The sequence below is a fragment of the Kribbella turkmenica genome (genome assembly GCF_004348725.1).
GTDB classification, from domain to species: Bacteria; Actinomycetota; Actinomycetes; order Propionibacteriales; family Kribbellaceae; genus Kribbella; species Kribbella turkmenica.
On sequence record NZ_SMKR01000136.1, the window covers coordinates 1 to 20,984 of the forward strand.

Below are 20,984 nucleotides of genomic sequence, written 5' to 3' on the forward strand. Positions count from 1 at the left end.
CGGTGGGCCAGTCCAGCTCTCGGGTCTGCTTGCCGCGGAGCTCCACCGTCACGGTCTTGCTGCCGTAGCCGCGGGACCTCACCTTCAGCGTCAGGGGCCTGCGCGACGACCCCCGGCAACTGCTGCGTCCGCCTGGCACCGGCCCGACTAAGCTCGGCGGGTGGCTAAGAGCAGGCAGAGTCAGGGGACGCCGGCGACGGTGGCGCTGACGAAGGCGAAGGTCGAGTTCACCACCCACACCTACGACCACGACCCGGGCGCCAGGTCGTACGGGCTCGAGGCGGCCGAGGCGCTGGGACTCGCGCCGGAGCAGGTGTTCAAGACCCTGCTCGTCGAGGTCGACGGCAGGCTCACTGTCGGCGTCGTCCCGGTGGACAAGCAGCTCGACCTGAAGGCGATCGCGGCCGCGGCCGGCGGGAAGAAGGCGGTGATGGCCGACCCGGCCGCCGCCGAACGGACGACCGGGTACGTGGTCGGCGGCATCAGCCCGATCGGTCAGAAGCGCGCGCTCCCGACCGTCGTCGACGAAACCGCCACCGCCCACGACACCGTCTACGTCTCCGGCGGCCGGCGCGGCCTCGACCTCGGGCTGGCGCCGGCGGACCTGGTCACCGTCACCAAGGCCCGCACGGCAGCCATCGCCCGTTAGCCGGTGATGCTCGGCCTGCCGGCCTCCAGGTGGCCGGTCAGCCGGCGACGGTACGACGCGTCCTCGGCGGTCGTGACCTCGACGTCGTACCAGCCGTGCTCGGTGGGCCAGTCCAGCTCTCGGGTCTGCTTGCCGCGGAGCTCCACCGTCACGGTCTTGCTGCCGTAGCCGCGGGACCTCACCTTCAGCGTCAGGGGCCTGCGCGACGTGTTCACCAGTACGAGCCCGAGCGAGTTCCCGTCCCGGCGAGCACGAACGTCCAGGCCGGCGGCCACGCCGTCCGCGGTTCCGGCCAGCTCGGCCCAGAACCGGTTCGGTCCCTGGACGGCGACCTCGTACGGCCCGTCGACCGCGATCTCCTCCAGGAGCTCCCGCCGTACGTCGACATGCGCGGGCGCCGGCAGCTCACCGCCGTACGAGTAGATCGCGAAGTGCACGGCCTCCGCACCCTTGTTGCCGAGGGCCAGCTTCAGCTTGCCATCAGCAACGAAACCGGAAACCGACGGCTGGTAAGGAAGTGCACGGGCCGGGCGGTGGCCCGGCTCCTGCCGCGGCACGGCCTGGTCGGCCGGCGGCTCGGGCTTCCAGCGGGCGATCGGGGCGGGCACCGGACCGGGTGCGTCCACCGACGGCTGCCGGTAGCCGCGGTCGAAGTCGAACGCCGAGGTCAGGTCGCCGCAGGCGGTCCGCCGCCAACTGCTGATGTTGGGCTCACGAACGCCGGTCCAGCGTTCGAGGAACCGGATCACCGAGGTGTGGTCGAACACCTGCGAGTTCACGTGTCCGCCGACCGACCACGGCGAGACCACGGTCATCGGCACCCGCGGGCCGAGGCCGATCGGCTGGCCGGCGTACCAGTCGTCGCCCTCGCCGGTGGCCGGGCACGGCGCGACGGGCGGCGGGACGTGGTCGAAGTAGCCGTCGTTCTCGTCGAAGTTGATCAGCAGGACGGTCTTCGACCAGGTCTCCGGATCCGAGGCGATCGCGTCGAGCAGGTCGTAGACGAGGTTCGCGCTGCCCACCGGGGTGGACGCGCCCGGGTGCTCGGAGTCGACCGCGGACGGCACCAGCCAACTGACCTGCGGGAGCTTCCCGGCCTTGATGTCGGCACGCAGCCGCGGGATCAGTGACTCGGGCTCGGACCGGTACATCGCCTGGTGGAACAGCTTCCGGTCCTTCGCCGGCTGTTTGTCGACCGCCGCCCGCAACTGCTGCAGCGCCTCGGCCCGCTCGGCCGGCGTCTTCGCGAACAGCTTGTCGTAGAACTCCTCGGTGGTGCGGTAGCCACCGGGGACCGACGCCAGGATCCGGCGCCCGAGCTCCTTGAAGGTCTTGAAGTACTCGACCGCGTTGTCGGTGAAGTTGTCCCACTCCTGGTAGATCTGCCACGAGACCCCGGCCCGCTCGAGCCGTTCCGGGTACGACGTCCAGTCGTAGCCCTGGTGGTCGTACGAGTACGCCGCGTTCGTCACCGCGCGCTGCGTCGTACCGGGCTCGTAGCCGGTCGTCCCGGACCAGAGGTAGTTGCGGTTCGGGTTGGTGGAGCCGTTGACGGAGCAGTGGTAGGCGTCGCAGATCGTGAAGGTCTCGGCCAGCTCGTACTGCAGCGGGATGTCGCGGCGGTCGTAGTGGGTCATGGTGGCGGCCGTCTTGGCCTGGACCCAGTCGTCGTTCCAGCCGTTGCCCCAGGCTTGGGTGGCGTCCTTGAACCCGTGCGGCAAATCACCGAGGTACTGGATGTCGTCCGCGTCCCGGCCGGCGTCCGCGGCCGCCTTGCGGATCGAGAACGGCAGTACCTCGCCACCCCCGGCCCTGGGCTGGTGGAACACGCTCCGGCCGTTCCGCAGCCGCAACGGCTGCCGGTCTCCGAACCCGCGCACGCCGCGGAGCGTCCCGTAGTAGTGGTCGAACGAGCGGTTCTCCTGCATCAGCACGATCACGTGCTCGACCGCGCGCAGACCACCACGCCTCACCGGTTGCGCCATCGCCGTGTGCAGCGACGGGGGAAGCAGCGATGCCGCCACTCCCCCTGCCGCCGAACCCAGCACCAGTCGCCGAGAAATTTCAGTCATGCCCGGGACCCTAGGCCCATCCCGTAGCTACCGCGCGGCCACGGGGTGAACAGCTCATCCGCGGCGGGCGACGGCCGCGTCCCGCAGGTTCCCCAGCACCGACTCCGTCGTCTCCCAGCCCATGCAGGCGTCGGTGATCGACTGCCCGTAGGTGAGCTCGCGGGTCGGGTCGAGGTCCTGGCGGCCCTCCTGCAGGAACGACTCCAGCATCACTCCGACGATCGCGCGGTTGCCGGCCGCCACCTGACGGCCGATCTCCGCCGCGACCACGGGCTGACGGCGGTGGTCCTTGCGGCTGTTGCCGTGGCTCGCGTCCACGACCGCACGCTCCTGCAGGCCGGCCTTGCGCAGCAGTTCCAGCGCGCCGGCGACGGAGTCCGCGTCGTAGTTCGGTCCGCTGTCGGACCCGCGCAGGACCAGGTGACAGTCCGGGTTGCCGCGGGTGTGCAGGATCGCGGGTGCGCCGTCGTGGTCGATACCGGTGAACACGTGCGGCACGGAGGCGGCCTTGATCGCGTCGACCGCCGTAGCGATGCTGCCGTCGGGGCGGTTCTTCATCCCGATCGGCATCGACAGGCCGGACGACAGTTGCCGGTGCACCTGGCTCTCGACCGTCCGGGCGCCGATCGCGCCCCAGCACACCGTGTCGGCGATGTACTGCGGCGTGATCGGGTCGAGGAACTCGCAGCCGACCGGGAGCCCGAGCTCGAGGACCTGCAGGAGGAGCTGCCGGGCCGTCCGCAGACCGCGGTTCACGTCGCCGGAGCCGTCCAGGCCCGGGTCGTTGATCAGGCCCTTCCAGCCGAGGGTCGAGCGCGGCTTCTCGAAATACACCCGCATGACCACGAGCAGACCGTCGGAGAGTCGCTCGGCAACCGGCCGGAGGCGCTCGGCGTACTCGAGCGCCGCCCTGGCGTCGTGCACCGAGCACGGACCGACGACGACCAGCAGGCGGTCGTCCACGCCGTTGAGTACGTCGGCGACGGCCTGGCGACCGTCCACCACGGAGCGGGCCAGCGCGCCGCTCAGCGGCAGCTCGTCGTGCAGTGCGAGCGGCGTGATCAGCGGGACGGTCTTCTCGATCCGTCGGTCGACGACGGACTGACTCGCCTGCTGCGGGAGGGTGTTCATCTGCTGGGATCCTTCTGTCTGGCCGGCAGCACCAGGGAGGACCCGAGCAGCGCCGGCGGGAACGAGAGAAGGCAAGGACGCGTGTCCTTGCCTTCGGGCCGGCTCTGGTGTCTTCGGTTGGGCGTCAGCAGGCGGCTGAGTCACCCGGCACCAGGGCCGGCCACTCAAAAAATCGCCAATAGCTGCGCTTCACGAGTACGACGATAGCACCCTCACGGAATCTCACTCACCTCCAGCACCCGGACAGGCTTGTCTCATCTCGTGAACATCCGCGCTGCCCGCCCGACCAGCTCCCGCTCCGGCCGCCGCTCGGGCCTGCCCACGCTGTGGAGATCCAGGCCGAGGAGGCGGCCATCGGACTCGATCCGGCTGAACGGATCGTCATGCGGCGGCCGACGGGTCGTCAGTAACCGCGGGTGGTGTGGCCTCGTTGAGGGCTGCAAGACCGGTCGAGACGACGAGGAGTGCAGCACGGTGGTGAGGCCGCGGACCTTCGAGTTGGTTCGTTACCGGGATCCGAGCGGGGTTTCCGGGACCGGCGTGGTGGCTGAGGGGTGCGAGTTCAGCGACGGGTCGGTGGCGTTGCGGTGGTGTGGGAGCAACCCCGCGACCGCGGTCTGGCCGGACATCCACTCCGTGCTCGCCGTGCACGGTCACCAGGGCGCGACCGAGGTGCGCTGGATCGAGCAGCAGCCGCCCCCGTCCAGCCTCTTCGACGAGCTGCACCAGGTGCGGGCAGATCAGTCCCATCCTCCCACCCACCGCCCCGGTCAGGCGACCGACGTCGCCGACCCGTTGCCGGCCGGCCACGCCCGCGGATGGGCGGGGGCTCGGCATCTCAGGTAGACCATGGCCGTGACACAGATCTACCTGGTCCGGCACGGGCAGCCGGACTACGAGCCCGTCGACACCCGCGCCCTGCCCGGGCCGGCGGCCGACTCCGCCCCGCTCACCGCGGTCGGTGCCAAACAGGCCGAGGAGCTCGCGGACCTGCTCAGCGGCATCGGAGCGACGTACCTGGTCAGCTCACCGTTCACCCGGGCGCTCCACAGCGCGGCGATCATCGGTCACCGGCTGGCTCTCGGCGTACGGGTCGACTACGACCTGCGGGACTGGCTGCCGGACCACACCGGGTCGTGGCGCAGCCTGGCCGACGTACGGGCTGCCCAGGCCGAGTTCGAGGCGTACGACGGGGAGTGGCCCGAGGGCGTCCAACGCCTCTGGGAGCCGCTGTCCCGGGTTCGTGAGCGGGCCCGGGCCGCGCTCGCCCGGCACACTGCGAGTACGGACGGGCCGGTGCTGGCGGTCACCCACCTGATGGTGATCCGGGCGCTGACCGGCGAGACCGGCACCGCGCACGGTGCCCACGAGTACTACCGTTACGATCCGGCGGAGAACGGATGAGCGAGCGGAGCGAACGCGGCGATGGCACAGCCCGGACTGCCTCGCATCCTCGGCGTGGTGGCACTCGGCGGGATCGTCGGCTCACTGGGCCGCTACGGGCTCGCTGAAGCGTTTCCACACGGGCCGGCCGAGTTCCCCTGGGCGACGTTCGCGACGAACGTCCTCGGCTGTTTCGCGATCGGCGTCCTGCTCGCACGGCTGACGCCCCGGTCGCATCCGCTGCTGCGGCCGTTCCTCGGCACCGGGATCCTCGGCGGGTTCACCACCTTCTCGACCTTCGCCGTGGACTCCGGGAAGTTGCTGCACGAGCACGTGGTCGTTGCCCTGGTCTACTTCTTCGGCACGGTGACGGCGGCGTTGCTGGCGGCAACCCTCGGCGAGCGGGCCGGGCGGCAGCGATGAACGTCCTGCTGGTCGCCCTCGGTGCGGCCGTCGGCGCTCCACTGCGCTTCCTGGTGGACAAGCACATGGTCGGCCGGTGGCTGCTGCGGAGCGAGGCAACGGTTCCGTTGCCCTGGGGAACCTTCGCCGTCAACATCGTGGGCAGCTTCGTCCTCGGACTGCTCGCCGGCGTGGACGACCGGACCACGACGCTGCTCGTCGGAGTCGGGTTCTGCGGTGCGTTCACGACGTACAGCACGTTCGCCGCGGAGACGACCGCGCTGGCCGGTTCGGGGCATCGCGGCAAGGCGTTGCTCAACGTCGTTCTGAACCTCGGCGCCGGTCTGGCCGCCGCCGTCCTGGGTGTCCTTCTCGTCTGAAGCGGCCGAGTGACTCATGTCACATGGGGTGATGACGTGAACACAGCCACCGCGTGAACCGGGCCCGATCGCCGCCCGCGACGCCACCTGCCGATAACAAATGGACCGAACTTCGAGACAACAAGGGTTGAACTCGCTGTGAGTTGAGCATAGTTTTCACCGAGCGCCCGTCCGCGCTCACGGTGAGTCAAGGAGGTTGCCATGTCGAGAGGGATGCCTCGCCTGCCCCGCCCGCTCATGGATCTGTGGGACTGGCAGTCGCAAGCCGCGTGCCGCGACGTCAACCCGGAGTTGTTCTTCTCGCCCGAATCGGAGCGTGGCGTCCGCAAAAGGGCCCGCGAGATGGTGGCGAAGTCGCTCTGCGGAACCTGCCCGGTCCAGCCCGAGTGCCGTCAGCACGCTCTCTCGGTCGGTGAGCCGTACGGCGTCTGGGGCGGCACCACGGAGTCCGAGCGCGACAACACCCTCCTCCCTGAGCACCGCAAGTCGGCATGACGGAGCTGCCACCGCATCACTGAGAAACAGACCGAACGGTAGAACCTGCGCGACCCAGCTCAGGTCTTGCCGTCGTCGGACTCCGACGACGTGTTCTCGTCCTGGGGCTTCGGCTCGGGCTCGTCGTCCTGGGAGGACTCCGGCTGGGGATCCTTCGGCGGCTGGGCCGGATCCTGCGGTGGCTTCACCGTCGTCCGCGGGTCGCGGTAGCGGTCCAGCGACTTGAGGAAGTCCGGATCGTCGTCCGGTGCGACCGGGGGGCTGCTCGGCTTCGGCGGCCTGACCGCGCGGTCCCGGCGGCCGGGCTGCGTGCGCAGCATCAGCAACCAGACGATCGGCCCGACGAACGGGACGAACACGATCAGGAGGATCCACACCAGCTTGGGCAGGTGCGGCACGTCCTCGTCGGGCGTTTGGATGCAGGAGAACAGCGCGTACACGCTGAGCGCCAGGCTGATCAGGAACGGCAGGAATCGGACCACGCTCCAACAGTACGGCGCGACTCCGAACGCACCGCGGCTCCGGGCGTGCCAGTGGCCAACCCGTAACCCGGGCCGGCCACTGCCGGACCGTGTCCGGGCGCCGGATCAGACGGTCTCGAGCTCGCGCCTGGCCTCGTCGTCGGCGCGGCGACCGGTGGTGCGCAGGCTGTAGCCGACGACCGCGGCCCAGCCGGCGATCAGGGCGCCGTACACCAGCAGGCGCGGGCCGTCGGCGACGCCGAGTCCCTTCAGCAGCGTGCGGGCGTTGGTCAGGATCAGCACGAGGCCCACGCTGACTCCGAGCCAGCGGGTCGCCAGCCGGGACACCAGCCAGGCGGCCAGCGGTGCGGCGAGGACGCCGCCGACGAGCAGCGCCGCGACGATGCCGAGCGGCAGGTTCTCCTTGCCGAGCCCGAGCAGGAAGCCGATGCTGGCGGCGACCGAGACGATGAACTCGGCCGCGCTCACCGAACCGACCGTGCGCCGCGGCTCCAGCTTTCCGCTGCTGAGCAGCGTCGAGGTCGCGACCGGTCCCCAGCCGCCACCGCCGGTCGCGTCGACGAAGCCGGCCACCAGGCCGAGCGGACCGAGGAACTTGCCGGCCGGCCGGCCCTCCAGCACGGCCCGCACCTTGCCGGTGGCGAAGCGCACGAGGATGTAGATACCGATCAGGAGCAGCAGGGCGGCGACCCACAACGAGGCCGACTCGGTCGAGAGACCGGACAGGAAGGTCGCGCCGGCGAACGCACCGACGCCGCCGGGCACGCCGATCAGCGCGACCACGCGCCAGTCGACGTTCCCGAACCGCCAGTGGGACAGGCCGGAGGCGAGCGTGGTGCCCACCTCGGCGAGGTGGACGGAGGCGGAGGCGACGGCGGGTGTGATGCCGGTGATCAGCAGGGCCGTGGTGGCGGTGACACCGTAGGCCATGCCGAGAGTGCCGTCGACGAGTTGGGCCACGGATCCGAGCAGGGCGATAAGGACAAGACGACGCACAGGAGTGTTCCTTCGGGCGAGGACTGGTGGACGGACCGAAGTACTGCGCCGAAGGTCAACAGCAGGCGGAATTCACCCGCAGCAGGTCGACGTGCCGGCGACGCGTCAGGGCGTCTCCGGGTGCGTTCGTCGTGGCCTGCATGCGTCCATGAAAGCGGACAAAGTCGAGCAAGATGCTCAGGTTTCACGATCCGAGACAACTAATTGCTTCGTGAGACGAGCGGCCGGTTGTGGTCAGACGGTTGAAAGCGCGGCACCCGCCTGCCTACGGTCCTCGGGGCGCCGACGAGCCTGAGGAGCCGCTTGATGCACGCACTGCCGGACGGTTGGACGCCTGGTGGCCCGCTGGACGCCGGAACGCTGCGAACCGAGTACGCCGAGCGCCCACTGGGCACCGATGTCCGGCGGCCGCGGTTCGGATGGGTCGCCACTGCTCCGGGGTACGGCGCTACCCAGACGGCGTACCAGATCCTGATCGCTTCGGCGCCGGAGCTGCTGACCCCGGAGAGCGCCGACGTCTGGGACTCGGGCAAGGTCACCTCGTCCCGGACCGTCGGCGTCGAGTACGACGGTCCACCGCTGACCGCCCGGACGCGGTACCACTGGACCGTCCGGCTCTGGGACGGCCAGGACCTCGTAGGCCCGTGGGTGGCTCCCGAGTGGTTCGAGACCGCACTTCTCGACGAGGGCTTCGCCGGCGCGCGCTGGATCGGCGGCGCGACCGACGGCGCTCCGCTGCTCCGCCGGTTGTTCGCCGTCGGCGGGGCCGTCAAGCAGGCCCGGCTGTACGCCTGCGGCCTCGGGTACGCCGAGCTGCGGCTCAACGGTCACCGGGTAGGCGACGCCGTACTCGATCCTGGCTTCACCGACTACGACCACACCGTCCTCTACGTCACGCACGACGTCACCGACCTCCTGCAGTCGGGCGACAACGTCGTCGGCGCCGAGCTCGGTCGGGGGTTCTTCGGACTGACGACTCCCAACGCGTGGCGTTGGCACCAAGCACCCTGGACCGCCGAGCCCCGCCTCCTGGCCCGCCTGGTGATCGAGTACGACGACGGCCGGACGGCCGAGGTCGTCTCCGACGAGACCTGGCAGCTCACCGGCGGCCCGACCGTCTCGAACGATCTGTACACCGGCGAGACGTACGACGCTCGCCGCGCGCTCCCCGGATGGGACACGGCCGCCTTCGACGACTCCGTGTGGGCGGCCGCATCCGTCGTCGACGGGCCGAGAGGCTCGCTGCAGGCCCAGGCCCACGAGCCGATCCGCGTCGTCGAGACAGTCGAGCCCACCGAGGTCACGCGGGTCCGGCCCGGGGTGTGGATCGTCGACTTCGGCCGGACGGCGGCCGGGTGGACCACGCTGACCGTGACCGCCGACGCCGGCACCGCGATCAGCCTGACCCACGGCGAGACGGTTGCTGATGGCAACGTAGTTGCCGAGAACGTGCACGTCGAGGGCGACCGGATCCAGCGCGACGTGTACATTGCCGCGGGCACCGGCGCCGAGGAGTGGGAGCCACGTTTCTCCTACAAGGGATTCCGCTACGTCCAGGTCGAAGGCACCACGCAGCGGCCGCACGTGCAGTTGCGGGTGGCGCACTCCGACGTCCGCAATGTGACCCGGTTCGCCTCGACGCAGTCGTCGTACGAGCAGTTCGATCGAGCGATGCGCCGGACCATCCTGAACAACCTGCACGGCATCCCGACCGACACCCCGTTCATGGAGAAGAACGGGTGGACCGGCGACGCGCAGGTCGGCGGGCCGACGATGCTGGCGACGCTCGACCTGGCCCGGTTCTTCACCAAGTGGCTCGGCGACATCCGGGACAGCCAGGCCGAGTCGGGGCAGTTGCCGGTGATCGTGCCGTCCAGCGGCTGGGGATTCACCGACCTGTCCCCCGCGACCGAGTGGCCGACGGTCTACCCGTTCCTGCTGCGGGAGATGCACCGCGCGTACGACGACGAGCGGTTGCTGCACGAGCACTGGGAATCGCTCACCCGCTACCTGACCTGGGAGCTCGACCGGGTCGAGGAAGGCCTGTCCGTCAGTGTGCTGGGCGACTGGCTCCCACCGGGCTACGGCAGCGGCCCGGCGCCGGAGGACCGGCGGCTCACCGGTACGGCGTACCTCTACCGGGCGCTGATCGCGGCCGCCGAGATCGGCGACCTGATCGGCAAGCCGCACGACTACCGGAAGGCCGCGGCCGATCTGTCCGACGGCCTCAACCGAGCGTTCCTGGATCGCGAGTCCGGGGTCTACAGGTCGGGTGACGACCCGGACTACCGGCAGACGTCCAACGCCGTACCACTGGCGTTCGGGATGGTTCCGGAGGGACTGGTCCCGCGCGTGGCCGCGAATCTGGCCGCGGACGTGCGGGCGCGCGGCTTCCACCTCAACACCGGTTGCCTCGGCGTCGGCGTCCTGCTGCCGGTGCTGACCGCTCACGGGTACGCCGACGTGGCGACGAAGGTCGCGCTGCAGCGGTCGTACCCGAGTTGGCTGTACTGGTTCGGCCTCGGCGCGGACACGATGTGGGAGAAGTGGGAGGAGGACTCCCGCTCGCGCAACCACTACTTCCAGGGCACCGTCGTGCAGTGGGTGTACGAGAACGTCGCCGGGTTGCGCAACCTCGACGCGGGCTGGCAGCGGATCCTGGTCCGCCCGGACGCGCGCGACCAGGTGAGCTCCGCCTCGATCCGCACCGACACCGTCCGTGGCCGGGTCGCGGTGACCTGGAAGCGGGTCAGCCGGGTGCTGTCACTGGACGTCGAGGTCCCGGTCGGTACGACGGCCGAGGTGCACGTGCCGTCAGCCGCCGCCGCGGACGTCAGCGCCGTACCGGCTCCGTTCGCGGGTGAGGCGGCGTACGTGGACGGCTACACCGTCTACACGGTGCCGGCCGGCCTGTGGAACTTCACGAGCCGGTCGGCGTGACCTTCGTGTAGAGGAGGTCGCGGCACACCCGGCCCTCGGCCCGGGCGCGCGCCTCGAACTTCGTCACCGGACGCCACCCGGGTCGCGGGGCCCAGCCGTCGTACTGGTTGCGCAACAGCGGCTCGGCCTCGCAGACCTCGAGCATCCGGTCCGCGTAGTCGGCCCAGTCGGTTGCCAGATGCAACGTTCCGCCGGACCGCAGCCGGGACGCCACGAGGGCGGCGAACGGCGGCGTGACGAGCCGCCGTTTGTGGTGCCGCTTCTTCGGCCACGGGTCCGGGAAGTAGATCCGTACGCCGGCCAGCGTTCCGGGCGCGACGTGGTCGCGGAGGAAGTCGAGCGCGTCGCCCTGCAGCAGCCGGACGTTGTCGAGGCCGTACCTCTCCACCCAGAGCATCAGCTGGCCCAGGCCGGCCGGATACACCTCGGCCGCCAGGTGGTTCACCTCCGGCGCCGCCACCGCGAGTTGCGCGGTCGCGTCTCCCATCCCCGATCCGATCTCGAGCACGGTGGGCGCCGCCCGGCCGAACCAGGCGGCCAGGTCGACGTCCCCCGGCGGCAGTTCCTCCAGCTTCCGCCCGAGCACTGGCCAGTCCGTCTCCCAGACGCGCTTCTGCCCGACCGTCATCCGGACACTGCGCCGGACGTGGCTGAAAACCCCCGCCTGCCTGACCTGATCCACCGTTTCCACCAGCACGAGTCTATTGGTCGTCCCAGAACAGGTGGGCGACGGTGTTGTGCGCCCGGCGGGTGATGCGGAGGTAGTCGTCGGAGAACCGGCTCGTCTCCCCCGGTGGATAGCCGCAGATGTGGGCGACCGCGGCGAGGTCGCGGGGATCGTTGGGCAGCGAGTCGCCCGGGCGGGCGCGCACCAGCATGATCGCGTTCCGGATCCGGCTCGCCATCTCCCATGCCACGCGCAACGTGTCCGCGTCCGTCGATCCGACCAGCCCGGCCTGGACGGCGGCCTCCAGTGCGGCGAGCGTCCGCGTCGTCCGCAGACCGGCGACCCGGCGGGCCTCGCGCAGCTGCAGCAGCTGCACGGTCCACTCGATGTCGGCCAGGCCGCCCCGGCCCAGCTTGGTGTGCGTACTGCGGTTGGCGCCCCGCGGCAACCGCTCGGCGTCCACCCGTGCCTTGATCCTGCGGATCTCCATCACGTCCCGGTCGCTCACGCCGTTCTCCGGGTAGCGCAGCGGGTCGATCAGACCACGGAACGCGTCGCACAGGTCCGCGTCCCCGCAGAGCGGGTCCGCTCGCAGCAGCGCCTGCGCCTCCCACACCGCGGACCAGCGCGCGTAGTAGGACGCGTACGACGCGAGCGTGCGGACCAGCGGCCCCTGGCGACCCTCCGGACGCAGGTCCGCGTCGACCTGGACGGCCGGGTCGGCTCCGGGCAACGCCAGCAGCCGGCGCAGCTCGGTCGCGGTCTGGGTGGCGAAGTCGGTCGCCGCCTTCTCGTCCGCGCCCGACACCGGGTCGTGGACGAACATCACGTCCGCGTCGCTGCCGTACCCGAGCTCGTGACCGCCGAAGCGGCCCATCGCGACGATCGACATCCGGGTCGGCTCGGGCTCCCCCTTGGCGACCGCTCGCCTGGCCACCTCGAGCGCGGTGGTCAGCGTGCCGACCGAGATGGTGGTCAGGGCCTCGCCGACGGTCGTGACGTCGAGCAGCCCCGAGAGATCCGCCGCGGCCACCCGGAACAGCTCCCGGCGACGGACCGCGCGGATCGCGGCCACCGCCGCCTCGGGCTGCTCCTGCCGGCTCGCCGCCGCGGACATCTCGGACAGCAGACCGACCAGCGTGCGGGGGACGAGCTCCCGTTCGTCGGCCAGCATCGCGGTCGCCTCCGGGGCCCGCTGCAACAGGTCGACGGCGTACCGGCCGCTCGCGAGCAGGTGGGCGAGGCGTTCGGCGGACGCGCCTTCGTCGCGCAGCTGGCGCAGGTACCACGGGGTGGATCCGAGGGTGTCCGAGATCGTCCGGAACGCGAGCAGCCCGGCATCGGGGTCGGGTGACTCGGCGAACCAGCCGAGCATCGCCGGCAGCAGCGCCTTCTGGATCGACGACCGGCGCGAGACCCCTTCGGACAGGGCTTCGATGTGCCGGAGCGCCGACGACGGGTCGGCGTACCCGAGGGCGGTCAGTCGCTGCTTGGCAGCCTCCGGAGTCAGCCGCACCTCCTCGCCCGGGATCCGCGCGACCGCCGCGAGCAAGGGCCGGTAGAAGAGTTTCTCGTGCAGGCGCCGTACCTCGAGTGCGTGCTTCTTCCAGGCCGCGGTGAGGTCGGCGACCGGATTCTTCGTGAACCCGAGCGATCGCCCGAGCCGGCGGAGGTCGGCCTCCTCCTCCGGGACCTGATGGGTACGGCGCAGCCGGTACAGCTGGATGCGGTGCTCCATCGACCGCAGGAAGCGGTAGGCATCGGCGAGTACGGCGCCGTCGCTGCGACCGACGTACCCGTTGGCGGTCAGCGACTCCAGCGCGACCAGCGTCGTACCACTGTGGACCGCCTCGTCACTGCGGCCGTGCACGAGCTGCAGAAGTTGGACGGCGAACTCCACGTCCCGCAGACCCCCCGGGCCGAGCTTGAGCTGGCGATCCACGTCGGCAGCCGGGATGTGGTCGATCACACGCCGCCGCATCGCCTGGACGTCGTCGACGAACCCCGGCCGGTCCGCCGCCGACCACACCAGCTCCGCCGTCTTCTCGGCGTACCGCCGGCCGAGTTCCGCGTCACCCGCGACCGGTCGGGCCTTCAGCAGGGCCTGGAACTCCCAGGTCTTGGCCCAGCGCTGGTAGTACGCCAGGTGGCTCTCGAGCGTGCGGACCAGTGGGCCCGACCTGCCTTCAGGCCGGAGCGCGGCGTCGACCGGCCACAGGGTGCCTTCGGCGGTGTGCGCCGAGCAGATCCGCATCGCGGCGGCGGCGAGCTGGGTCGCGGTCTTCAGCGCCGGTGCTTCCGGGTCGCCGTCGAGCGGCTCGGCGACGAACAGGACGTCGACATCGCTGACGTAGTTGAGCTCCCGGCCACCACACTTGCCCATGGCGATGATCGCGAGCCGGCAGTCGGCGGCCGACAGGTGCGCGGCGAAGTACTCGTTCCGGGCGATGTGCAGCGCGGTCTCCAGCGCTCCCCCGGCCAGGTCGGCCAGCACAACGGCCACCTCGTCGACCAGCAGGCCTTCGGCGAGATCCCGCGCCGCGAGCCTCAGCAGGAGCCGCCGGTACTCGACCCGCAGCGCGTCGACCGGATTCGGTGCGTCCACGGCGGTGGCGAGTCTGGCGCGGACGTCGTCGGCCGACGGACGTACGCCGTTCAGCGCCGGGTCGGCCAGGTCGTACCAGTGCCGCGGATGGACGCCGAGATGCCGGCCGAGCGCCTCACTCGCGCCGAGCACGGACACGAGCCGGCGGCGGAAGTCGTCGTCCACCTCGAGCGTGCGCGCGAACGCGGCGACGTCGTACTGGTGGCGGTGCAGTCCTTCGGCCAGGCCGCAGAGACCCTGCAGCGCGAGGTCCGGATCGGCCGACTCCGACAGCGCGGTGATCAACTGCTCGGTGGCCATCGGACTGTGCGAGTCCAGCAGGTCCAACTGCTCCAGCATCGTCCCGGCCCGCTGCGGATCCGCGAATCCCAGCCGGACCAGCCGCCCTTCCCAAGACCCGCGCCGCACCTCAGCCACCTCCGCAGGCTACCCGCCGCCCACGGCACCGGCGGCGCGCCCTCTCGGAAGATCTCGAACACATCGCGGGCAGATCGCAGCCAACACACGGTGTCGTCTAGCGGATTCGCTCAGTAATCGGCATGATGGCTGTTCATGGTCATGATGACGGGGTCGCTCGCTGTCCGGGGCACGGTGGTCTGGTTGACGCCCCAGCAAGGCGGGCGAGTGTCGGGTCCGCCTGAGCCGGACTACGACTACGACTACACAGCCACTGCCTACCTCCCACCGCGGACGGCGGACGACGGCCAGGCGGGGATCGCGTTACGCGAGTTCGCACCCGGCGCCTGGCGCACCCCGGCCGAGGGGATTCTCGTGCCGGCCTACGGCCATCGCGCCCAGCAGGTGATCCCCGGATGCATCGTGGTGATCACCGAAGGCACCCGGCCGGTCGGCCTGCTCACCGTCGAGGAGGTGCATGCACTCGCCTCCGACGGCTCTCGCGTGCTGCCCGCCGCGACCGAGACGCCGCTGCCCGACCTCACCGCAGCACGGTCAACGAGCGAGCCCCCGTACCGCCACTCGACGGCAGCCTCACGCTGGGCCTCCAAACACTCCTCCGACGGCCAACTCGCCAACCTCTGAGCGCACCCTGTCGCATTCCGCATCACCATTCACCCGACCGCGGCCGACCTACCAAACGGACGCCGACCCGGCCGTCACCCGCGCGACAGGTGCGCGCAGCACGCGTGGGATCGACCCCGCGTGAACCGAGTCAAAGAACCGGCAGCAGCTTGTTCAGCTCGAACGGCGTGACCTGCCGGCGATAGTCCTGCCACTCGGCCCGCTTGTTGCGCAGGAAGAAGTCGAACACGTGCTCCCCCAGCGTCTCCGCGACCAGCTCACTGTCCTCCATCGCGCTGATGGCCTCGGCGAGACTGTTCGGCAGCGGCTTGATCCCGAGCGCCGTGCGCTCGCGGGACGTCAGCGACCAGACGTCGTCCTCGACCTCGCGCGGCAGTTCATAGCCGTCCTCGATCCCCTTGAGCCCGGCCGCGAGCATGAGCGCGAACGCGAGGTACGGGTTGGCCGCCGAGTCCAGCGAGCGGAACTCGACGCGGCTCGACTGCCCCTTGTGCGGCTTGTACATCGGCACCCGGACCAGCGCGGACCGGTTGTTGTGACCCCAGGAGATGAACGACGGCGCCTCGTCACCGACGGCGAGCCGCTTGTACGAGTTCACCCACTGGTTCGTCACCGCGGTGATCTCGGCGGCGTGGTGCAGCAGCCCGGCGATGAACGCGCGCCCGGTCTTCGACAGCTGGTACTGCGCTCCGCCCTCGAAGAACGCGTTCCGGTCGCCCTCGAACAGCGACATGTGCGTGTGCATCCCGGAGCCGGGCTGGTCGCTCAGCGGCTTCGGCATGAACGAGGCGTAGATGCCCTGGCTGAGCGCCACCTCCTTCACGACCACCCGGAAGGTCATGATGTTGTCCGCGGTGGTGAGCGCGTCGGCGTACCGTAGGTCGATCTCCTGCTGGCCCGGGCCGCCTTCGTGGTGGCTGAACTCGACCGAGATGCCCATCGACTCCAGCATGGTGATCGCCTCGCGGCGGAAGTCGTTCCCGATGCCCTGCGGGGTGTGGTCGAAGTACCCGGACTGGTCGACCGGCTCCAGCTTGGACCCGGGCTCGCCGGTGAGCGACTTGAACAGGTAGAACTCGATCTCGGGGTGGGTGTAGAAGGTGAAGCCGAGGTCGGCCGCCTTCGACAGCGTGCGCTTCAGCACGTACCGCGGGTCGGCGAACGACGCGGACCCGTCCGGCATGTTGATGTCGCAGAACATCCGCGCGGTCCCCATCGTCTCGCCCCGCCAGGGCAGGATCTGGAACGTCGACGGGTCGGGCTTGGCCAGCATGTCGGCCTCGGTCACCCGGGCGAACCCCTCGATCGCGGACCCGTCGAACCCGATCCCCTCGGCGAAGGCGCCCTCCAGCTCGGCCGGGGCGACCGCCACCGACTTGAGGAACCCGAGCACGTCGGTGAACCAGAGCCGCACGAACCGTACGTCGCGCTCCTCGAGCGCGCGCAGTACGAACTCCTGCTGCTTGTCCATCGGCCAGTCCACCTCTCGCTCGTCATCGGCCCGGAGGGCCCTCACACAGTCTGCCTCTGCTCTGTTAAGCAGACGTTACGTGCTGGTGCGGACATCGCGCCGATCAGGGCCTACGGTGTCCTGCGTGCAGACAGTCTTTCGGGCCGCGCTGATCGTGGCCGCGATCCTGTGCGCCGGCGACCTGCTGATCAGCACCACGCGGTTCGCCCAGTCGGTCCGCGGCCGGCGCCCCGCCGAACGGGACGTGCTCGGCCGGCGCTGGCTGCCGGTACCGGAGCTCGGTTTCGGCATGTGCGCGTTCTGCTGCACCGGCCTGGTGACGCTCGGCCTGACCCACCACGAGTCCGACGACCTGCCGACCAAGCAGATCCTGCTCGCCGCCCTGGTCTCCGGGTACGCCGGTGCCGTGCTGTCCCGCGTGGTCCGGACCCCCGGACCGGGCGGCCGCCGCTTCCGGGCTACGCGCCGGCCTGCTCCTTGGCCTGCCGGCCCTCTTCGGCCTGGTCTTCGGCCTCTCCGGCGTCGCCGTCTGACGCCTTCCGGGTCCGCCGGCGCCGGAGCCACGGCACGAGCCGCTCCAGCGGCGCGAACGCCAGCCAGCAGACCACGGTCGGCAGGAAGTGGATCAGCAGAATCGCCGTGTTCGCCGCGTGGAACCCGAGGAAGAACAGCGCCCCGAGCAACTGCCACCGGCCTTTGAGCCACAGGATCACCGGCGACAGGAACTCGGCGACGATGCCGACCCACTGCATCCCGTGCAGCAGCCCCGGGTGGTGCAGCAACCACTCTCCGACCGGGTGCGGCCGCCGTACGATCGCCCAGGTCAGGACGGCGCTGCCCGGCCAGGTCAGTGCCCAGCCGGCGCTTCGCAGTTTCGCGACCGCGGACAGGAAGTACGTCGCGATCACGCAGATCTGCACGCAGCGCACCGCCCACCCGGCCGCCTCCGACCTGGTCTGGTCGCCGTACGCCGCCGGGCCGCGCCGACCGGACTTCACCGTCGGCAGCACCCAGAGCGCGATCACCAACGCGAGGTGGTCGTGGTCGACTTTGCCGTCGCTCATCCCGATCAGCACCCACCAGGTGAACGCCGGTGCGACGATCCAGCCGGTGATCCGCGGGAAGTAGTTCGTCGCTCCGACGAGGCAGGTCACGATCAGGACGACGTACAGGGTGGTCGTGATCGCCACCGACGGCCGGGGCAGGTCGAGGATCCGGGCCAGCAACAACGGCTGGTACAGCCCCGAGTGCTCACCCTTGAGCCGGGTGTCCCGGACGAAGGCGTGCATGTCGAGGATGACGAACAGGTAGAGAACGGTCCGCAACCACGCCACCCGCGCGAGCGCGATGTGCGGCGTGAACCAGCCCGCGACCCGGCTCACCGGAGACCGTCGGGCCGGCGCGTCGACCGAGCTCACCGGCGCACCTCCCAGGTGGCGAGCACCTCTGGCGTCGGCGGGCCCGCGACCCGGCCGTTCACCAGTTGGGTGGTGTCGCGGATCAGTGCGAGCTTCACGTACTTCGGCTCGTCCGGGTGCTTCTCGGCCCATCCGTCCGCGACCTGCTGCAGCAACGACGGATCCTTCACGATCTCCCCGGTCCGCGCCTCGATCTCGGCCCGGGCGACACCGGCACCCTCGATGTTCAGCGGTACGTCGACCGTCGTCCCGGCGTCGGTCTGCGCGCTGATCCGGGTGTAGGTGATCGACGCGTCGTCCGGCACGGACATCGCGTACTGCGACATCGGACCGAACGGCCAGGCGTCGTCGGTGGCCCGCACCGAACCGTTGACCAGGAGCCCGATGCCGGCCACGGCCACGAGGATCCGCAGCCCCTTGCCGACCCGTCCCAGCCGGACGTCCCCCGCCGGCTCCTGCCCACTCGTCACGCCGTTATTACAACACCACCCGCGGACCGGGCGGGCGCTGCCTTCGGCGACCGGTAGGTGAACCGGCGGATCAGGATCTCGAACGGTCCGCGGTGGTTCCTGCGCCGCATCCGGTCGGCCAGCACGACCGTTGCCAGCCAGGTCGCGACCGCGAGCAGGGCCTCGTGGCCGTGCTCAGAGTCCGCGACAGATCCAGCAGGTACGGCGTGAACACGACCGCCCAGACCACGGATTGCGTCAGGTAACAGGTCAGCGAACGTTGCCCGGCCGCGGCGACCGCCACGATGAGCGGGCCCTGGCGGTTCCGGAGACGCAGCGCGATCAGCACGACCGAGGCGGCGTACCCGAATCCGCCGAGGACGCCGGCCGAGTCGTGCAGCGGGCCGACGATCGACAGCGTGTGGTCGTCCGGCCGGTCGATCACCCCGCCGGCCACCAGCGACACGGGCAGCGCGCCGACGACCGCGACCGTGATGCCGGCGATCGACGTCGTGCGGAGCAGGGTGAGGTGCTCGGCCGGGCGTTCGAGGACGCGCCGGCGGCCGGCCCAGAGCCCGATCAGGAACGGCGCCACGAACCCGATCGGACCGAGCAGCGCGATGCACGGGTGGACGACGATCCGGTCGGCGAACTGGTCGAGCAGGTTCTGCGGCAGCATCGACGGATCCGCGGCGTCGCTCGCCGTCGAGAGCGAGTCGTCACTCGGCAACGACGAGATCACCAGCACGACCGCGGCCACGAGGAGCAGCCGGCGGTCCTTCCAGCGCAACGCCCAGACGCCGAGGAAGAGGAGCACGCCATCGCCGCGAGGATGTCGCCGATGTACAGCAGCATCGCGTGCAGGAAGCCGAGGACGACCAGGACCAGACTCCGTCGCCACAGCAACCTGCGGACGGCCGCCACTCCTGCCCGGACTCGCGCTGCCGCCGGACGATCTGGGCGACGCCGTACCCGAAGAGCAGGCCGAACATCGGGAAGGCCCGCCCGTCGACGAGCGTCGAGATCAGGAAGCCGACGACCCGGTCCACGACCGAGCCGTCCATCGGGAACCCGCCGAAGACGGTCGTTCCGTGGACGAAGTGGTGCGAGTTCGCCAGCGTGATGAACAGCAGCATGAACCCCCGGGCCAGGTCCGGTGCCAGCGCCCGTTCGGTCGGTCCGGTCGGTCCACCCTGAGCTGTCATACCCCTCAGTGAATCGGCCGCTCGACTCGATGCCATCCGTCCGAAGTCGGCGACCGGTGGAAGCTTCGTCGCTACTGTATGGCGCATGAGCAACCAGTGGCGCGTCCTCGGTTCCGGTCTGAGCGCCTGGTTCGACGCCGAGTCCCAGACGGCGGGCGCGGCGCTGGCCGAACGGATCGCCGAGCTGTCGCCCGGCGGTCTCCCGTTGATGGAGCTGCGCGATCGCGGGGTGCGGGTACGGGTTCCGGATCCGGAGCTGGTGGCGGGAATCTCGGCCACGGCGAAGGAGCTCGGTCTGACGGCCGACCCGTCCGCTCTGCAGGAGCTGCACCTAGGGGTCGAGGCCGTCGACCGTACATCGGTGGCGTCGTTCTGGCACGCCGTCCTCGGCTACGACCGGGCCGCGGATTCCCTGGTGGATCCGTTGCGCCGGGATCCGACGTTCTCGATCCGGTCGCTGGACGAGCCGCGACCGCTGCGCAACCGGATCCATGTCGACGTGGTCCGTCCGTGGACGCTCGCGCAGGCGCGGGAGACTGCCAGGACGGCCGGCGGGCGGGAGGCGCAGGCGGGCGACTACTACAGCACGGTTGCCGATGCGGACGGCAACGAGGTCGACATCGTCGGGGGCGACGTCGCGCAGGACGCGACCGACTGGCAACTGCTGTTCGGCGGGATGACCTTCTACCCGACAGCCTCCCCCGGGCAGGCGGTCAGCTTGGCCAGCACCGTCGCCGGGCTGGCGGACGCGGCCGGGATTCCGCTGCTGGTCGACCTGCGACCGGACGGCGTGGTCATCGACACCGGCAAAGACCTGTGGGAGGACGAGCGGTTCGCCGACCTGGCCGGCCGGGTCCAGTCTGCCGCGCACGAGCTCGGGCTGACGGCGGACCCGACGCGGTTGCGCTTCGTGCAGTTCGGGATGGACGCCGTCGACGTACCGGCGATGCGGAGCTTCTGGCAGACCGTCCTCGGGTACGAAGCCGACAACCGCCCGTACGTCACCGACCTCAACGACCCGCGCCGGCTCAACCCGGTGCTGTTCTTCCAGCAGATGGACGCGACCGACGAGGCCCGCCGCCGCCAGCGCAACCGCCTCCGCCCGGAGCTCTTCGTCGCCCACGACCACGCCCAGCCCCGGATCGACGCGATCCTCACCGCCGGCGGAAGGATCGTCGACCGGCCGACCCCCACCCGC

General features: G+C 70.5%; 21 protein-coding genes. 9 read left to right on the forward strand and 12 right to left on the reverse strand.

Features of this window, described 5'->3' with window-relative positions; all coding sequences use genetic code 11:
• The first annotated feature begins 160 nt into the window (after positions 1–160).
• Positions 161–649 carry a Cys-tRNA(Pro) deacylase gene (gene ybaK, locus E1218_RS26265; RefSeq protein WP_132324706.1) on the forward strand — a complete coding sequence of 163 codons (489 nt, stop codon included), beginning with the start codon at positions 161–163 and terminating at the stop codon, positions 647–649.
• Here ybaK and E1218_RS26270 read toward each other — a convergent pair.
• Entirely contained in the window at positions 646–2,721 is a 2,076-nt protein-coding gene (locus E1218_RS26270) for a phosphocholine-specific phospholipase C (protein WP_132324707.1), read from the reverse strand. The genes ybaK and E1218_RS26270 overlap by 4 nt on opposite strands.
• A gap of 54 nt (positions 2,722–2,775) precedes the next feature.
• The gene (locus tag E1218_RS26275; protein WP_132324708.1) at positions 2,776–3,852 is read right to left on the reverse strand and encodes a 3-deoxy-7-phosphoheptulonate synthase; all 1,077 of its coding nucleotides are present in this window, start codon (positions 3,850–3,852) and stop codon (positions 2,776–2,778) included.
• A gap of 474 nt (positions 3,853–4,326) precedes the next feature.
• Between E1218_RS26275 and E1218_RS26280 the strand changes: the two genes are divergently transcribed.
• From E1218_RS26280 to E1218_RS26300, 5 genes are all read left to right on the forward strand, one after another.
• Positions 4,327–4,698, forward strand: coding sequence for a hypothetical protein (locus E1218_RS26280; protein WP_325052861.1), 372 nt, complete (start codon positions 4,327–4,329; stop codon positions 4,696–4,698).
• A 3-nt stretch (positions 4,699–4,701) separates the two neighbouring features.
• Positions 4,702–5,256 (forward strand): histidine phosphatase family protein, encoded by a 555-nt coding sequence (locus tag E1218_RS26285; protein WP_407657635.1) that lies wholly within the window; start codon positions 4,702–4,704, stop codon positions 5,254–5,256.
• Between the two features lie 21 nt (positions 5,257–5,277).
• Positions 5,278–5,658, forward strand: a complete 381-nt coding sequence (locus tag E1218_RS26290) for a fluoride efflux transporter FluC (protein ID WP_132324710.1) — start codon at positions 5,278–5,280, stop codon at positions 5,656–5,658.
• Positions 5,655–6,017 (forward strand): fluoride efflux transporter CrcB, encoded by a 363-nt coding sequence (gene crcB / locus E1218_RS26295; protein WP_132324711.1) that lies wholly within the window; start codon positions 5,655–5,657, stop codon positions 6,015–6,017. The genes E1218_RS26290 and crcB overlap by 4 nt, the downstream gene beginning before the upstream one ends.
• 201 nt (positions 6,018–6,218) lie before the next feature.
• Positions 6,219–6,512 carry a WhiB family transcriptional regulator gene (locus E1218_RS26300; protein ID WP_131350551.1) on the forward strand — a complete coding sequence of 98 codons (294 nt, stop codon included), beginning with the start codon at positions 6,219–6,221 and terminating at the stop codon, positions 6,510–6,512.
• A gap of 59 nt (positions 6,513–6,571) precedes the next feature.
• Here E1218_RS26300 and E1218_RS26305 read toward each other — a convergent pair whose 3' ends face one another.
• The 3 genes from E1218_RS26305 to E1218_RS38265 all read right to left on the reverse strand — a co-directional run bounded on the left by E1218_RS26305 (position 6,572) and on the right by E1218_RS38265 (position 8,132).
• A complete protein-coding gene (locus E1218_RS26305) occupies positions 6,572–6,994 on the reverse strand; it encodes a PLD nuclease N-terminal domain-containing protein (protein WP_132324712.1) in 423 nt (140 codons plus the stop codon).
• Positions 6,995–7,099: 105 nt separating this feature from the next.
• On the reverse strand, positions 7,100–7,990 hold the full coding sequence (locus E1218_RS26310; RefSeq protein ID WP_132324714.1) for a sulfite exporter TauE/SafE family protein: 891 nt from the start codon (positions 7,988–7,990) through the stop codon (positions 7,100–7,102).
• Positions 7,991–8,045: 55 nt separating this feature from the next.
• A complete protein-coding gene (locus tag E1218_RS38265; protein ID WP_407657636.1) occupies positions 8,046–8,132 on the reverse strand; it encodes a putative leader peptide in 87 nt (28 codons plus the stop codon).
• Positions 8,133–8,296: 164 nt separating this feature from the next.
• Here E1218_RS38265 and E1218_RS26315 point away from each other — a divergent pair, with 164 nt between their 5' ends.
• Positions 8,297–10,930 (forward strand): family 78 glycoside hydrolase catalytic domain, encoded by a 2,634-nt coding sequence (locus E1218_RS26315; protein WP_132324716.1) that lies wholly within the window; start codon positions 8,297–8,299, stop codon positions 10,928–10,930.
• Here the strand turns inward: E1218_RS26315 and trmB are convergent.
• Together trmB and E1218_RS26325 are read right to left on the reverse strand one after the other, a co-directional pair.
• Positions 10,911–11,621, reverse strand: coding sequence for a tRNA (guanosine(46)-N7)-methyltransferase TrmB (gene trmB, locus E1218_RS26320; RefSeq protein ID WP_132324718.1), 711 nt, complete (start codon positions 11,619–11,621; stop codon positions 10,911–10,913). The two genes, E1218_RS26315 and trmB, sit on opposite strands and share 20 nt — an antisense overlap.
• Positions 11,622–11,631: 10 nt before the next feature.
• Positions 11,632–14,619: a bifunctional [glutamine synthetase] adenylyltransferase/[glutamine synthetase]-adenylyl-L-tyrosine phosphorylase gene (locus E1218_RS26325; RefSeq protein ID WP_233712476.1), complete on the reverse strand. Its 2,988-nt coding sequence runs from the start codon at positions 14,617–14,619 to the stop codon at positions 11,632–11,634.
• Between the two features lie 135 nt (positions 14,620–14,754).
• Between E1218_RS26325 and E1218_RS26330 the strand changes: the two genes are divergently transcribed.
• Positions 14,755–15,243, forward strand: a complete 489-nt coding sequence (locus E1218_RS26330; protein WP_132324720.1) for a hypothetical protein — start codon at positions 14,755–14,757, stop codon at positions 15,241–15,243.
• Positions 15,244–15,373: 130 nt separating this feature from the next.
• On the opposite strand, the gene glnA is transcribed toward E1218_RS26330, so the two are convergent.
• The 5 genes from glnA to E1218_RS37475 all read right to left on the reverse strand — a co-directional run bounded on the left by glnA (position 15,374) and on the right by E1218_RS37475 (position 19,786).
• Positions 15,374–16,714 carry a type I glutamate--ammonia ligase gene (gene glnA, locus E1218_RS26335; RefSeq protein WP_132324722.1) on the reverse strand — a complete coding sequence of 447 codons (1,341 nt, stop codon included), beginning with the start codon at positions 16,712–16,714 and terminating at the stop codon, positions 15,374–15,376.
• A gap of 458 nt (positions 16,715–17,172) precedes the next feature.
• On the reverse strand, positions 17,173–18,132 hold the full coding sequence (locus E1218_RS26345; RefSeq protein WP_132324724.1) for an HTTM domain-containing protein: 960 nt from the start codon (positions 18,130–18,132) through the stop codon (positions 17,173–17,175).
• On the reverse strand, positions 18,129–18,602 hold the full coding sequence (locus tag E1218_RS26350) for a hypothetical protein (protein ID WP_132324726.1): 474 nt from the start codon (positions 18,600–18,602) through the stop codon (positions 18,129–18,131). The genes E1218_RS26345 and E1218_RS26350 overlap by 4 nt, the downstream gene beginning before the upstream one ends.
• Positions 18,603–18,672: 70 nt before the next feature.
• The gene (locus tag E1218_RS37470) at positions 18,673–19,398 is read right to left on the reverse strand and encodes a DUF418 domain-containing protein (RefSeq protein WP_267900325.1); all 726 of its coding nucleotides are present in this window, start codon (positions 19,396–19,398) and stop codon (positions 18,673–18,675) included.
• Positions 19,301–19,786, reverse strand: a complete 486-nt coding sequence (locus E1218_RS37475) for a DUF418 domain-containing protein (RefSeq protein WP_233712477.1) — start codon at positions 19,784–19,786, stop codon at positions 19,301–19,303. The genes E1218_RS37470 and E1218_RS37475 overlap by 98 nt, the downstream gene beginning before the upstream one ends.
• Before the next feature lie 85 nt (positions 19,787–19,871).
• Here E1218_RS37475 and E1218_RS26360 point away from each other — a divergent pair.
• A partial coding sequence (locus E1218_RS26360) for a VOC family protein (protein ID WP_132324728.1) occupies positions 19,872–20,984 on the forward strand: 1,113 nt, incomplete at its 3' end.